Genomic DNA, 13,032 nt, shown 5'->3' on the forward strand with positions numbered 1-13,032 from the left:
GAAGCCACGGCTCGTCAACGCAGCTTCGATTGATCCCGCCATGCTGGCAATCGCTGCCAACTTGGCCGCGCATTCGCGTCATCCATATTCAAAGGCCATTGCCAGCTTTTCCGTCAGCAGCAGCCAGCACAAATTCGACGCGGTGACCGAGCACCCGGGTTTCGGGATCGAAGCCACAGCCGCCGGTAGCATCTGGCGGCTGGGTAGACGCGGATGGGCTGGCTGGAAGGCTCGAACCGGCGGCGAAGGCAAACATGGCTATGGCGGAACAGTCCTGACGAAAAACGGCATGATTGTCGCATCCTTCGTTTTCGAAGATGCGCTACGCCTCGACACCAGGGCAGCGATCGATCAACTGCGCAACGCTGGTATGTGCGTGGAAATGCTGTCGGGCGATACCGCGAAAGCCTGCGCCGAGGTTGCCGACATGCTTGGTGTCGATGACTTCGTTCCCTGCCTGCTACCGTCCGGCAAGGTTGAACGCATCGAGAGCCTGGCGAGAGACGGGCACAAGGTTCTGATGGTTGGCGACGGGCTCAACGACACACCAGCGCTGAGCGCCGCGCACGTCTCGATCGCACCCGCCACGGCCGCCGACATTGGCCGCAATGCAGCCGACTTCGTTTTTCTGCGCGAAAGCCTCTTGGCGATCCCGCTGGCGCTGGACGTGTCGCGCAAGGCGGGAAGCCTGATCCGACAGAACATAACAATTGCGATCGTTTACAATGCTGTGGCCGTGCCGATCGCCATTCTGGGTCATGTTACGCCTCTCATCGCGGCGGTCGCGATGTCTGCCTCGTCATTGCTTGTGATTGGAAACGCAATGCGTCTGCAAGGCTTCGCAACGGGTGTGTCGTCCGAAACAGCGCGGCAGGGCAGGCCCGCGCGGGCCGGCGCCTTGGCCCGATCTTCATGACGACGCTCGCCTATCTCATTCCGGTGGCGTTGTTCCTTGGCGCACTCGGCCTGTCCGGCTTCCTGTGGGCGTTGAGAAGCGGCCAGTACGATGATCTCGATGGCGCTGCGGAGCGCATTCTCATCGACCGCGACGACGGCGCGGAGAATCCTCCTCGTTCCAAGTGACTCAGATCAACGCGCCGCGGGTCGGGATGTCCTATCGTCGTCCGACGAAAGATCAGGAGGGTGAGGATGCAAGCCGAATCCATAATGACAAAGCCAGTCATCACGACGGATGCGAACGCGACGATCGCGCAAGCGGTCGAGCTCATGCTTTCAAACAAGGTCAGCTGCCTGCCGGTAGCAGACAGCGACGGCACCCTGATTGGTATTGTAAGCAAAAGCGACTTCTTGCGCCGAGAAGAACTTGGGACCCAGCGTGTGCGTCCGCGCTGGCTGGAGTTTGATCTTGGCCCGGGCACAGTCGCCAATGACTATGCGCGCTCGAACGGACGGATCATCCATCAGGTGATGACCACACCCGTCATCTCGGCGCCTCCTGGCGCCTCGATTGCAGATATTGTCGACCTGATGATGCAACATCGCATCAACAATCTTCCGATTGTCGATCGGGACAGGGTCATCGGCATCATCACGCGAACTGATTTGCTGCTTGTCCTGATCCGCGCCATGCCGAAACAGGGAACCACGCCACCCGATGACGACCTGATCCGCAAGGCTATCCTTGCCGAACTGCAGTCACAAACCTGGAGCGGTGGTGACTTGATCGATGTGAGGGTCAGCGACGGCCTTGTCGAACTGAAGGGGGCGATTGTCGACGAGCGTCAGCGGAAGGCAGCGATCGTTGCGGCTGAGAAGGTTGCCGGCGTCGGGCAAGTCAAGGACGGCCTCCTCCTCAGTACGGATCCGTTCGGTGAAGGTTTCATAGCTGCGGAAAAGGCGGGGACGCGGAGCAGAGTCCCTTTGGTTCTGCTCCCTTCCCACATCACTTGGACATGAGGCTGTCGGCGAGTTCCTTCGGCGTCTAGCGCCCGTCATGGGCGGAGAGCACGCTGTCGGCAGCAAGATGCCCGTCCTGACGGAATGCGATGGCCGCTGCCTGTTTTGGTGGGGCTTGGACCGGCGCTTCCTGTGGATATGAAGAGCGGCCAATACGAAGATCTCGACGGCTCCGCCCAGCGGATCCTTATCGATCGGGAAGAGCCGCGAGGCTGAACCGGTTGGCGGCGCCCAACGACTGTGCGGATGCTGGTCGTCAGTCGACCGAGTCTTTGCTGGATTGCCTCGTCATGATGATATCGGCGCGCGTGCGAAGAACGGATCAGCCACAATACGTTGCCGAACCTTTGGCCAGTAGGGGCCCGCGATTGGGAAGCCGACCATTCAGAATGCCTAGACATGCAAACGTTTTCACGGCAATCGACCACTCGACCGTGAACCCGCCGTTGCCGGGTTATCGAGCCTGGTTGATCCAGATCAGCGTTATCTCTTCGTCGGCGTGGTTTCATTGACCAGGCTTCCAACGGAGAACGCATGTCTATCGACGATGGGGAGATGAGCGGCAAACCGTGGGTGATTGCGAGTCAAGAGCGCTTCGTATCGCAGATAGCCGCTATGGCGGCACGCTGATGGCCGGCTCTGTCGACACATTCGACATCATTGTCGTCGGAGCTGGGCCGGTCGGACTTGCCTTCGCAGCATCGCTCGCCCTGAGCCGACTCAAGGTGGCAGTGGTTGAACGGCAGTCGATCGACAGCCTGGCGAATCCGGCTTTCGACGGTCGCGAGATCGCGCTGACGCACGCATCGGTGAGAATCCTTCGCGAGCTCGGCGCCTGGGACGCCATGCCCGCATCTGACAAATCACCGCTTCATGGCGCGCGCGTGCTCAACGGATCGAGCCCTTTCGCCCTGTGCTTCGATACTCGCAGCGGATCTGGGGAACCACTCGGATTTCTGGTCCCAAATTGTCGGATCCGCGATGCCCTGTTCAAAATTGTCTACTTCCAGGATCATGCCCGGCTGCTGTGCGGCAACTCGGTCGTGAATGCAACAACCAGCGACGACGAGGCGGTCATAACGCTTTCTGATGGCAGGCAATTGGCCGCTCGGCTGCTCGTAGCAGCGGATTCGCGTTTGTCCGCGATGCGCGACCTGCTCGGCATTGGCGCCAACATCCATCCGCTTGGCCACTCCATGCTGATTTGCCGAGTGAGGCACGAGCGCTTCCATCACCAGATCGCGGTCGAATGGTTCGACCACCATCAGACCATAGCGATGTTGCCGCTCATGGAAGGCGTGTCGTCGCTGCTTCTGACTTTGCGCTCAATCGAGGCCGATAGACTGTCTGTTCTCGATGACGAATTGTTCCTCATGGAATTGATGAACCGGTGTCGAGGACGCCTCGGGCAGATGACCCTGGCAAGCACCCGCCATGCCTATCCGCTGGTCACGACCTGGGCGCACAAGTTCTCGGCACCGAGTGCGGCACTTATAGGAGACGCTGCCATCGGCATGCACCCGGTGACCGCGCATGGCTTCAACATCGGCCTCAGCGGCCAGAAGCAACTCGCTCATAAAATACTGACAGCATGTCGCGCCCGCCGCGACATTGCCGATCCCGACATGCTCGGCAGATACGAAAGCCGGCTGCGGCTGTCGGCGGCGCCGCTCTATCATGCCACCAACATGCTTGTCGGTCTTTACTCAAGCGAGCACCCGGCGGCACGGCTTGCAAGACATGCTGGGCTCCGCTTTGCCCAACATCTTCCCTTTGTCCGCCATGGCATTTCGGCCATGCTCAGGCGGTGAGTCGCACAGAGCGCTACCGCTCTGGAGCGCTGTCTCGGCGCGGCTTCTTTGTCTTGCTGGCTCGCAGCGTCGCGGGCAAGGCTGCTTCCTGGTGACGTTGCCGATCATGGCATGATTCGGATCAAGGCACGCGCGCGGGCGAAACCTTGATGATTCGGCAATGCTAAGCCAAAGGTGTGACCCGAAGCATGGTGAGCGCACTGGTTACCCTCGCTGGGTAGTTAACCCGTCCTTCAGTGGGCTTGCATAGGTTTGGTCCTCGCGAACAATGACGGAAGCAAGCTGGTCCATTCATGGCACCCCTAAAGAAAGAAGAATCGCTGGAGGCCAAAATCCGTCAGGATCAGCTTGCTGACCTGAGGGCCGGGCTCTTCGTGTCGATGCCGATAAGCGCGATCCTGTCAGGCCTGATTTGCGGGGTGCAGGCCCTTTCTGGCGGCGGCTTTGCCGCTGCAAGCTGGTTCCTGGTCGTCAATGCGCTAAATGCCGCCCGGCTTGCACTCGCCCGTTTTCAGCTAAAGGAAACGGGGCGCCATCAGGATTTGCTTGGCGTTTTGCCGCGCCTTCGCATGTTTGGCGTCCTTGCCCTTCTGGCAGGGTTTGCCTGGTCCTTCCCGGCCGTGCTGACTGTTGGATACACAACACCTCAAGCACCGATGCATCTGGTCATACTGGCGGGCATTTCAGCTGGTGCGGTTACATATGGCAGTTCGTATGCCGCGGCGGCGACCAGCTTCATCACACCTCCACTCCTCATCACGGTGGCGTGCCTTTTGGCGAAAGGCAATTTTGAACGCTACATTCTGGCTTTCACCGTTCTGCTCTTCATGGGCGGCTTGGTCCGAGCTTCGTTTGTTGGGCAGGCGCGCTTCCGCGAAGCAAGCCGCCTGAGACATGAGGCAGAGCGACTTGCGTCGGAAATGGAGCGCAACTCCAGGGAGGACCATTTGACCGCCCTTCTCAACAGGCGGGGCCTTGAACACGCCATCGGTCGGTTCAAGACCGCGGATGGCCCCTTCGTGGCAATGCTGATTGATCTGGACGGCTTTAAATCTGTCAACGACACCTACGGTCACAGGACCGGTGATGAACTGCTTGTCATGATCGCCCGCCGCATAGAGCAGGAAGCACCGGAAGGCTCAACGCTAGCTCGTATCGGCGGCGATGAATTCGTGCTGGTTTTTCCCTCAACGAGAGCTTCGCTTTCTGCCAGTGATCTCGCCTCCAATATCATAGCCAAAATTGCTCGCCCCTATGTCGGGGTCGCGTCCGTGCGCGTCGGGGCATCGATAGGGATATACTTGGCGCAGACGTCGAGCCTGACTGAAATGCTGTTGCGGGCCGATATCGCCCTTTATACGGCCAAGCGCCATGGCAGGAACGAATTTTGCCTGTTCGATGCCGAACTCGACCGGGAACTCCAACGCCGCCAGTCCATCGAACGGGACCTTCATTCGGCGATAAAGACGGGAAGATTGCAACCTTGGTTCCAGCCGATCGTGAAACTCGACACCGAGGCCGTGGTCGGTTTTGAAGCCTTGCTGAGATGGTCCCATCCGACACATGGTGCCATCTCTCCACCCGAAATCATCACAGCCGCACGCGAAACCGGAATGCTTCAGCTGCTGACGCAAACCGTATTCGCCGACTGTTGTGCTTTTATCGACGGCTTGGTGAAAGCTGACTGTCGTAACATTCGTGTGGCGATGAATGTTTCCCCGCGCGAACTGGAAGCCGGCGATATCGACGACATGGTTCTGGATGGTCTGGCCGCAAGAGGCCTGCCTGCGACGATGTTCGAAATCGAGATTACCGAAGAATCGCCGGTGGATCCGGACAGAGTGGATGAAAAGCTCGGACGGCTTTCGCATGCCGGTATTTCCATCGCGCTCGACGACTTCGGCACCGGCTTTTCTACCTTGGCATCTCTCAAGGACCGTCGGATACGCAAGGTGAAAATAGACCAAGGCTTCATTCGCGGCTTGGCCAAGTCCCGAGAGGACCGACTGCTTGTCAAATCCGTCATCGAACTCGGTGACATGCTCGGGATCGAGGTCATGGCCGAGGGCGTCGAAACAGAGGCGGATCGGCAAACCCTGCACAAGCTTGGTTGCCGAACCGCTCAAGGCTTCCTCTTCTCCAAGGCTGTGCCTTTGATGCAAGCACTGGAAATGGCAGTCAAACAGTACGCGAACCAGTTGTGACCGCTCCCGCAGCGCCCGCTGTCGCGGCCGTGCGCTGCCGAATTTGGCTACAGAGACTTGCCTACTCGAAACACGTGGCATTGGGCGCTGTGCATCAGCCGGCGAACAGTTCCTTGTAGCCGGTCGTCACCATCCAGTTCGCACGGTCGATATGGCTGCGAAGAGCTTTGCGGGCGCGGACCGGGTCAATGGACGGGTCGATGCCGAGGATGCGCTCGACCATCTCCTTTTCGCTGGCATTCTCGGCGCAGGCATCCAGGATCCGCAGGTAGATCGTGAAATGCTCCCTGTCGTAGCTCGTGAGGTTCTCCGACCAGGGGACTTCATCGCTCAAACTTGAGCTTCGAGTCTCATCTGTTCCCATTGGTCCATTCATGCCTGCGAACCTCGCCTGTGAGCGCAGGCAGTATATCCCAAAATGGGATAATCCGAAACCGGGATTAGTCGCTGATCCGGTCTTTACCCGACCGGTTCGCCTCCATGCCCAAATCCCTTCGATCGCCCCGCCACCAGCGGTTCCTGGCCCGGCTGGTTTTGCTGCGCAAGGCCAAAGGCCTGACCCAGAAGCAGCTGGCTGACAAGCTTGGTCGTCCCCAATCCTTCGTGGCCAAGTACGAGGGCGCAGAGCGGCGTCTCGATGTCATCGAGTTTCTCGACATAACTGCGGCCCTTGACGCTGATCCGTGCGAGATTCTCTCCAGCCTCCGGTCCTAGCGGGCGCGCCGCATCCATCATGATCACGGACAGGAATATTGAGTGGGACAACGCCTCAATTTGTTGAAAGGCGAGCGCTGGTTTTCGGAGGAAGCCGCGCGCACGGCGCCGATGCCTTTTGGTTCTCGACGTAACTGCGGCGCCTGACCATGTGCGAAAAAACTTGGCGGGCGCCCGCGCGCCTGACGACGCGCACCAGGTGCTCGTGAACCGAGCCCGCTTTTCTTCGGCAAGCTCAGGCGGTCTCGGCCATTCGGCTTCGCCCCTTGGCGTGGGCAGCCCTTCGGGCTGTGACGGCCGCCGCCCTTGCGGGCTGCGCGGTTTGTCTGTTGGCCTTTCCCGGTGGCGCGGGGCGGGCGACACTCCCTTCTAGACCCGCCGCGGCAGCCCGCAACCCTTCGCGTGCCGCTCAGGGTCCTCCTCTTCGTTCCGGTCCTTCGGATGCGGTCCGCCTACCACGGCGGGCCTTTCCGGTCGCGACTCGCCGCCCACCCCGCTTCCGGGGAAAGGCGCGGCGATTGGCGAGCGGAGGATAACACATGCGTGCAAACAGCAAGCGTACCACCAGCGGAGAGGCTGGCGCAGGCAAGGGCAGGCGCCCAGGCGCAAGCCTCTATCAGGAGATCACCGACCGCATCATTGCCGAGCTGGAGCGCGGCACCGTGCCATGGGTCAAGCCATGGGGCAGCGCAAAAGCAGGCCTCGGCCTGCCGAGGAATGCGTCCACGGGGCGCACCTATTCCGGCATCAATATCCTCATCCTGTGGGGCGCCGTCATCGAGCGCAGCTATCCCAGCCAGAATTGGCTGACCTTCCGGCAGGCGCTTGCCCTGGGCGGCAATGTCAGGAAGGGCGAGCGCGGCACGACGATCGTGCATGCCGACCGCTTTGTCCCAAAGAACGAGAAGGAGCGCGCACGCCACGAGGGCGATGCACCACAGGCCGTGCCTTTTCTGAAGCGCTTTACCGTCTTCAATGTCGCGCAATGCGACAATCTTCCGGAACACCTCCATGCCCCTGCCGAGCCGCTGCCACAGTGCGAGATCGTGCCGCAGGCCGAGACGCTCATTCTCGCCAGCGGTGCGGATTTCAGGGTCGGCGGCGATCGCGCTTTCTACATGCCGTGCAGCGACCACATTCAGGTGCCGCCGCAGCCAGCGTTCCATCAGCAGATCGACTATTACCGGACCTGCTTTCACGAGCTAGGCCACTGGACCGGCCACCCGACGCGGCTTGCTCGCGACCTCTCCGGCTCGTTCGGCTCCAAGGCCTACGCGCGTGAAGAATTGGTCGCCGAAATCACTGCCGCCTTCGTCTGCAGCAATCTCGGCATCGAGCCGACCGTGCGTCACGCCGATTACATCGGCTCATGGCTGAAGGTGCTGCGCGAGGACAACCGCGCTATATTCCGTGCCGCCAGCCTAGCTTCGAAGGCCGCTGATTTCCTGTTTGGCCTTCCGGCCGATGCGGAAGGCGAGGCGCAAGAAGGGATTGCGGCATGACGATGCGCGATCCTCAACTGACCGCGACCGAGCCGACGCCGCAAAGGAGCAGACGCTCATTCCCGGCGTCCAGCCGATCACCACGCGGGCAAACCCTCCTGATGGACGCGCCGATGTGTCCGCGCGCGGCGCAAAGCTGCTCAAGGTCGGTCTCTAATGGGGAGGCGGATCAGAGGAAGGTCCGGTGAACCTTTCTCCCGCCGGACGCAAGAAGTCAACGCGACCCGTTCTGACAAGGAGTCTTTCCATGATCCTGATCACCAATCCACTGCGCGCACGACTGCTCGCCCATGGCGCCGCCGGCGCCGACATCGACCATTTTCCCGTTGTGAAACTGTTTGATCCGACAGGTGCCGCGACCTCGCTTCTGAGCGAACTCGACGCCGATGGCGACACGCTGTTCGGTCTTTGCGATCTCGGCTCGGCTTCCCCGAACTTGGCAGCGTCAGTCTGGCCGAGCTTGCATGCGTAAAAGGGCCGCTTGGCCTCGGCATAGAGCGCGACCTGCATTTCCAGGCGCGCTTTCCGATCTCCGTCCATGCCCAAGCCGCCCGCATTTTGCGGCCACGTCACCGAGGCCGAGCGACTGCTGCGGCAGGCAGCAGACGCCCTATCAAAGCCCCATTCCGAGCTTCCGCCCGACACGGCGGAACAGCAGCGCCGAGAGGCGCAAAAACCGTCCCGCCGCGTCGGCCTTCGGCCTCCGCGGCGGGGACAACCCGGCAGGCGGCGCTATTTCGCCGCGAAATCGCTTGCCGACGAGCGCGGTGAAGGCGATCCCTTGCCCTTCGCCATCATGGAGGACGGTGACGACGCCGATGCGCTCGAAGCTTCCTGATCGAAAACCTCGCCCGCCTCGATCCTGACGAAGTATGGCAATGGGAGACGTTTCGCGGCTTGTCAGGCAAGGCCGCACCGTTCCCGACATCGCTGTGACCTTCGGCATCACTGATCTCAAGGTCAAACGCATTCTGGCGCTTGGCGACCTCTTTCCCAAAATCCGCGAAGCCTATCGGCGCGAGGAGATCGATACCGAGACGGTGCGCCATCTCACCATGGCTTCCAAGGCGCAGCAGAAGGACTGGCTGGCACTCTGTGCCGATCCCGATCAATACGCGCCGCGTGGCTATCAATTGAAGCAATGGCTGTTCGGCGGCCAGTCGATTTCCACCAAGGTGGCGCTGTTTGCCATCGAGGAGTATCCCGGCCTGATCACCTCGGACCTGTTCGGCGAGGACAGCTATTTCGCCGATGCCGACCTGTTCTGGCAAAAGCAGAACGAAGCGATTGCCACCAAACGCGACACCTATCTCAACGAGGGCTGGAGCGAGGTTGTGCTGCTGGAACCGGGCCAGTATTTCCACGCATGGGACCACGAGAAGACCCCGAAGAAGAAGGGCGGCAAGATCGTCATCACTGTCTCGCATCGCGGCGAGGTCGAGTGTCACGAGGGCTGGCTGTCACGCAAGGAAGCCCGCCGCGCCCGCGAGGGCGGCGAGCAAGAAGAAACAGCCGCCAAGCTGCCGCGCCCGAAGTCACCGGCCCGATGCACAACTGTATCGATCTGCATCGCCATGCCGCCGTGCGCGCGGCCATGCTCGACCATCCCGTCGTGGCGCTGCGCCTCGTGGTGGCGCACGCCATCACCGGTTCGGGCCTGTGGCAGGTGCGGCCTGAGCCGCAGCGCGCAGCCAACGAGACGGTGACTGCCAGCCTTGCCGGCTGCAAGGCTGAAGCCGCATTCGGCAAAAAGCGGCGCGAGGTATTGGCCCTGCTCGGATCACCGGATGAGGATAGCTTGGTCGCCGGCGGCAATGGCGACGCCGTTGCTATCGCCGGCGTGTTCGCGCGCCTCTTGGCGCTCTGCGACGACGATGTCATGCGCGTTCTCACCCTTGTCATGGCCGAGACGCTTGCAGCCGGCAGCGCCGTCGTCGAGGCGCTCGGCAACCACCTGAACGTCGACATGGGCATATGGTGGCAACCGGACGATGCCTTCTTCGACCTCTTGCGCGACAAGGAAATCGCCAATTCGATGCTGGCCGACGTCGGCGGCAAGCTGGTCGCGGACGGCAATGTCGCCGAGAAGGTCAAGACGCAAAAGAACATCATCCGCGACTTCCTGGCGGGCGAGAATGGCCGCCCCTGGGTCGAGACCTGGCTGCCGCGCTGGATGAAATTCCCGGCCGAAAGCTACACCAGCCGCAGCGGCTCCGCACCGCCGATCAGTGGACACAAGTGCAGCCGCTGTTCGTGCGCGAATAGTCGATCAGGGCCCGAGCGGCGGTTCTCTCGATTACCGCCGCTCAGGTCGCGCGCGCCGCTACGGGCCACGCCGGCTGCCGATTGGGCGTCTTGTCGAGCCAGTGCCGCGCGCGAGAAATTCCGACGCCAGTTCGCCCCATTTCGGCAGCCCCGCACCGCGCCGGGTTGCTTGCTGAGGCGCCAAAGGCCCATGGGGCCAATTGTCCGATCCGGTTGCCGACAGAGCCCGCGCAGCCGGCGCTCTGCATTGCGGCCGGCTTCTTGTGTCACCGATCGCGCCACCTGTCTCCATTGTGTCTCGGGGACCATTCCCTGCGGCTGGCTTGTCGACCTATGGGCGGATCAGGCCCGCCCGAAACCCTCGCCGGCAGCTTTTTTCCCCGCCGCCTGCGGCGGCTTCCTCGCGCCGCTTCGCTTCAAAAAAGCTGCCCGCGCGGGTCCTCCGCTATCGCTGCGGCCGTCCCGGTTCCGGCGGTCCGGACGCGCCCATCACGGTCCGCCATCGCAGGGGAATGGTCCCTTGCGAGCACCAAGAGGAGACTGGAAATGACCGCGATCGGATACGTCACCAAACAGGAAAACGGCGGCTACAAGGGCCAGCTCAAGACGCTCAGCGTCCGCGCCGACATCGATATCGTGCCCAATCAGGCAAAGAGCGCCGACACCCATCCCGACTTCCGGGTGCTGACGCAAGGGGTCGAAGTGGGTGCGGGCTGGATCCGCACCGGCGAGACCTCCGGCAAGGACTATGTGAGCCTGTCGATTGCCGCCCCCGAGTTTGGCCCCCGCAAGCTCTACGCCAATCTCGGCCGCGCCGCCGGCCAGGATGACGACGACACTTACGCCATCATCTGGAACCCGGTCGACTAACCGGCCGATCCGGAAAGCCCCGCGCCGCCACCGGCGCGGGGTCCTCTCTCAGGACCCGTGAGGCCGCCGAAGGGGGCGGCGAAAACTCGCCCCCCACTCTTCGCCCGTCCCCAAAACGATCTCGCTCGCCGATCCTCGCCTCGCTTGCCCGTAACGAACCGAGGATCATCATGGACGACGAAAACGAACGCGCAGCCCGCGCCAAGAAGGGCAGTCCGTTTCTCAATACCGCGCAGGCGGCCTTCTATATCGGGCTGTCCCAGCGCACGCTGGAGAAGATGCGCCTCAAAGGCGGCGGCCCGCAATTCCGCAAGCACGGCCGCTATGTCCGCTATCACATCGACGAACTCGACGATTGGTCGAAGGGGCACGCGCAGGAGACCGGGCCCGAGGACGGCGGGCACGATTCCGGCTCGGCCGGCGAGGGAGGCCGCTGATGAGCCGGCGTCCCACCATCCATCTGATCGGCAGCCATCTGCGGCGCATTCGGGCGCGCAAGACGATCGCCATGGCCACGATGGGCCTTGCCCTGATCGGCTTCGCCGCCTTCGGCAAACCATCGCCCTGGCTGGTCTGGAACGCCTCGGCGAGTGCGCCGGTCGGCCTCTATCGCGTCGCGTCCGGATCGCCGGCTCTTGGTGATCTCGTACTCGTCCGCCCGCCAAAACCGGTCGTCTATCTGGCCGCCGAACGCTTCTATCTGCCCAGCAACGTGCCGCTGGTCAAGCACCTTGCCGCGCTGGCTGGCGAGCATGTCTGCGCCTTCGGCGACGCCATCATCATCGGCGGCGAGATTGTCGCGCGCCGGCTTGCAACCGACACGCAGCACCGTCCGCTGCCTTGGTGGAATGCCTGCCGAAAGCTCGCCGCTGCCGAGGTTTTCCTACTCGGCAGCGACAAAAATCGCTCGTTCGACAGCCGCTATTTCGGGCCGGTGCCGACCGAAAACATCATCGGGAGGCTCGTGCCGCTATGGACCGAGTGACCCTCCTTATGCTGAGCATGGCGTGTCTCGCACCATGCTCCTGTTCCGCCGCGACCAACACGAAGCCGGTCGTCATCTCCCATAGTCCGCAGCTTGCAAGATGGCAGCCCTTCGTAGCCGAAGCAAGCCGGCGTTTCAGCATTCCACAAACCTGGATTTATGCCGTCATGGATGCCGAAAGCCGGGGGCAGACGAAGCTCAATGGGCGGCCGGTCACGTCGAGCGCCGGCGCCATTGGCCTCATGCAGGTGATGCCAGGCACCTACGAGGAGTTGCGCGCAGAGCTTGGCCTGGGAGCCGCCCCGCACGACCCTCGCGACAACATTCTGGCAGGCACTGCCTATCTGCGCGCCATGTATGACCGCTTCGGATTTCCAGGCCTGTTTGCAGCCTATAACGCTGGGCCGGAGCGCTACGAACAGCATTTGCAGCGCGGGCGACCGCTGCCTAGCGAGACGGTTTCGTATCTGGAAGAGATCAAGGCGGCGGGCATTTCGGCCGGCGATATGGACGCGCTCACCGGCAAATCCCGTTCCAAAAGCGCGCCGGGAATCCCGTCCGGGCAGTCGCTGTTTTTTCTCCGAAACGGTGTTTCCGTGACCGGCCCGAATGGCCAACTCCTGGTGCCGCTCGGATCGGAGCGAGCAAGATCAGGCCGGCCGGATCGCAGGTGAGGGCAGCGGCTACCGTGGTTCGGGCGGGGGCAGGGAGGCAGGTCCGCGGAAGGCAAGATAAAGGCAGCGCCTCCTGGAGGCGGCGAAGTG

General features: G+C 62.1%; 15 protein-coding genes and 1 pseudogene. 15 read left to right on the forward strand and 1 reads right to left on the reverse strand.

Translation table 11 applies throughout. The annotated features are described in order from the left end of the window. The 6 genes from NKH38_RS23590 to NKH38_RS23615 form a co-directional block, all read left to right on the forward strand. Nucleotides 1–916: HAD-IC family P-type ATPase (locus NKH38_RS23590; protein ID WP_352904513.1), on the forward strand; the 916-nt coding region annotated here is incomplete at its 5' end. Then, on the forward strand, nt 913–1,083 hold the full coding sequence (gene ccoS / locus NKH38_RS23595; RefSeq protein ID WP_023697810.1) for a cbb3-type cytochrome oxidase assembly protein CcoS: 171 nt from the start codon (nt 913–915) through the stop codon (nt 1,081–1,083). The genes NKH38_RS23590 and ccoS (NKH38_RS23595), both read left to right, overlap by 4 nt. A 66-nt stretch (nt 1,084–1,149) precedes the next feature. Beyond that, nucleotides 1,150–1,917, forward strand: a complete 768-nt coding sequence (locus NKH38_RS23600; protein ID WP_023740425.1) for a CBS domain-containing protein — start codon at nt 1,150–1,152, stop codon at nt 1,915–1,917. A 138-nt stretch (nt 1,918–2,055) separates the two neighbouring features. Then, complete coding sequence (ccoS, locus tag NKH38_RS23605) at nt 2,056–2,133, forward strand: cbb3-type cytochrome oxidase assembly protein CcoS (RefSeq protein ID WP_023689415.1); 78 nt, start codon at nt 2,056–2,058, stop codon at nt 2,131–2,133. Nucleotides 2,134–2,546: 413 nt separating this feature from the next. Continuing rightward, entirely contained in the window at nt 2,547–3,728 is a 1,182-nt protein-coding gene (gene ubiM, locus NKH38_RS23610; RefSeq protein ID WP_023746201.1) for a 5-demethoxyubiquinol-8 5-hydroxylase UbiM, read from the forward strand. 293 nt (nt 3,729–4,021) lie between these two features. After that, nucleotides 4,022–5,932: a putative bifunctional diguanylate cyclase/phosphodiesterase gene (locus NKH38_RS23615; RefSeq protein ID WP_023746202.1), complete on the forward strand. Its 1,911-nt coding sequence runs from the start codon at nt 4,022–4,024 to the stop codon at nt 5,930–5,932. 94 nt (nt 5,933–6,026) lie between these two features. Here NKH38_RS23615 and NKH38_RS23620 read toward each other — a convergent pair whose 3' ends face one another. Next, nucleotides 6,027–6,308, reverse strand: coding sequence for a DNA -binding domain-containing protein (locus tag NKH38_RS23620; RefSeq protein WP_352763707.1), 282 nt, complete (start codon nt 6,306–6,308; stop codon nt 6,027–6,029). A 104-nt stretch (nt 6,309–6,412) separates the two neighbouring features. Between NKH38_RS23620 and NKH38_RS23625 the strand changes: the two genes are divergently transcribed. The 9 genes and pseudogenes from NKH38_RS23625 to NKH38_RS23665 all read left to right on the forward strand — a co-directional run bounded on the left by NKH38_RS23625 (nt 6,413) and on the right by NKH38_RS23665 (nt 12,942). After that, complete coding sequence (locus tag NKH38_RS23625) at nt 6,413–6,646, forward strand: helix-turn-helix domain-containing protein (protein WP_023708050.1); 234 nt, start codon at nt 6,413–6,415, stop codon at nt 6,644–6,646. Nucleotides 6,647–7,185: 539 nt separating this feature from the next. Further along, nucleotides 7,186–8,148, forward strand: coding sequence for an ArdC family protein (locus NKH38_RS23630; RefSeq protein WP_023697813.1), 963 nt, complete (start codon nt 7,186–7,188; stop codon nt 8,146–8,148). Between the two features lie 247 nt (nt 8,149–8,395). Next, nucleotides 8,396–8,803, forward strand: a pseudogene (locus NKH38_RS23635) (DUF2958 domain-containing protein); the annotation flags it as partial. A gap of 223 nt (nt 8,804–9,026) precedes the next feature. Beyond that, nucleotides 9,027–9,854 (forward strand): hypothetical protein, encoded by an 828-nt coding sequence (locus NKH38_RS23640; protein ID WP_352763711.1) that lies wholly within the window; start codon nt 9,027–9,029, stop codon nt 9,852–9,854. Nucleotides 9,855–9,946: 92 nt separating this feature from the next. Then, nucleotides 9,947–10,963, forward strand: coding sequence for a hypothetical protein (locus tag NKH38_RS23645; RefSeq protein WP_352763714.1), 1,017 nt, complete (start codon nt 9,947–9,949; stop codon nt 10,961–10,963). Next, on the forward strand, nt 10,960–11,283 hold the full coding sequence (locus NKH38_RS23650) for a DUF736 domain-containing protein (protein ID WP_023672372.1): 324 nt from the start codon (nt 10,960–10,962) through the stop codon (nt 11,281–11,283). The genes NKH38_RS23645 and NKH38_RS23650 overlap by 4 nt, the downstream gene beginning before the upstream one ends. 170 nt (nt 11,284–11,453) lie before the next feature. After that, nucleotides 11,454–11,720, forward strand: coding sequence for a helix-turn-helix transcriptional regulator (locus NKH38_RS23655; RefSeq protein ID WP_023697818.1), 267 nt, complete (start codon nt 11,454–11,456; stop codon nt 11,718–11,720). After that, nucleotides 11,720–12,268 carry a S26 family signal peptidase gene (locus NKH38_RS23660; protein WP_023697819.1) on the forward strand — a complete coding sequence of 183 codons (549 nt, stop codon included), beginning with the start codon at nt 11,720–11,722 and terminating at the stop codon, nt 12,266–12,268. Before NKH38_RS23655 ends, NKH38_RS23660 begins: the two co-directional genes overlap by 1 nt. Nucleotides 12,269–12,285: 17 nt before the next feature. Then, complete coding sequence (locus tag NKH38_RS23665) at nt 12,286–12,942, forward strand: lytic transglycosylase domain-containing protein (RefSeq protein WP_502882118.1); 657 nt, start codon at nt 12,286–12,288, stop codon at nt 12,940–12,942. Nucleotides 12,943–13,032 lie beyond the last annotated feature (90 nt).

The organism is Mesorhizobium sp. M1078, from assembly GCF_040318615.1.
Taxonomy (GTDB): Bacteria; Pseudomonadota; Alphaproteobacteria; order Rhizobiales; family Rhizobiaceae; genus Mesorhizobium.

Excerpts from the sequence above, each read along its gene's own strand:
- NKH38_RS23660 (WP_023697819.1), top strand. The coding sequence starts at position 11,720 with ATGAGCCGGCGTCCCACCATCCATCTGATCGGCAGCCATCTGCGGCGC.
- NKH38_RS23665 (WP_502882118.1), top strand. The coding sequence starts at position 12,286 with ATGGCGTGTCTCGCACCATGCTCCTGTTCCGCCGCGACCAACACGAAG.
- NKH38_RS23615 (WP_023746202.1), top strand. The coding sequence starts at position 4,022 with ATGGCACCCCTAAAGAAAGAAGAATCGCTGGAGGCCAAAATCCGTCAG.
- NKH38_RS23655 (WP_023697818.1), top strand. The coding sequence starts at position 11,454 with ATGGACGACGAAAACGAACGCGCAGCCCGCGCCAAGAAGGGCAGTCCG.
- ubiM (WP_023746201.1), top strand. The coding sequence starts at position 2,547 with ATGGCCGGCTCTGTCGACACATTCGACATCATTGTCGTCGGAGCTGGG.
- NKH38_RS23625 (WP_023708050.1), top strand. The coding sequence starts at position 6,413 with ATGCCCAAATCCCTTCGATCGCCCCGCCACCAGCGGTTCCTGGCCCGG.
- ccoS (WP_023689415.1), top strand. The coding sequence starts at position 2,056 with ATGAAGAGCGGCCAATACGAAGATCTCGACGGCTCCGCCCAGCGGATC.
- ccoS (WP_023697810.1), top strand. The coding sequence starts at position 913 with ATGACGACGCTCGCCTATCTCATTCCGGTGGCGTTGTTCCTTGGCGCA.
- NKH38_RS23620 (WP_352763707.1), bottom strand. The coding sequence starts at position 6,308 with ATGAATGGACCAATGGGAACAGATGAGACTCGAAGCTCAAGTTTGAGC.
- NKH38_RS23640 (WP_352763711.1), top strand. The coding sequence starts at position 9,027 with ATGGGAGACGTTTCGCGGCTTGTCAGGCAAGGCCGCACCGTTCCCGAC.
- NKH38_RS23630 (WP_023697813.1), top strand. The coding sequence starts at position 7,186 with ATGCGTGCAAACAGCAAGCGTACCACCAGCGGAGAGGCTGGCGCAGGC.
- NKH38_RS23650 (WP_023672372.1), top strand. The coding sequence starts at position 10,960 with ATGACCGCGATCGGATACGTCACCAAACAGGAAAACGGCGGCTACAAG.
- NKH38_RS23600 (WP_023740425.1), top strand. The coding sequence starts at position 1,150 with ATGCAAGCCGAATCCATAATGACAAAGCCAGTCATCACGACGGATGCG.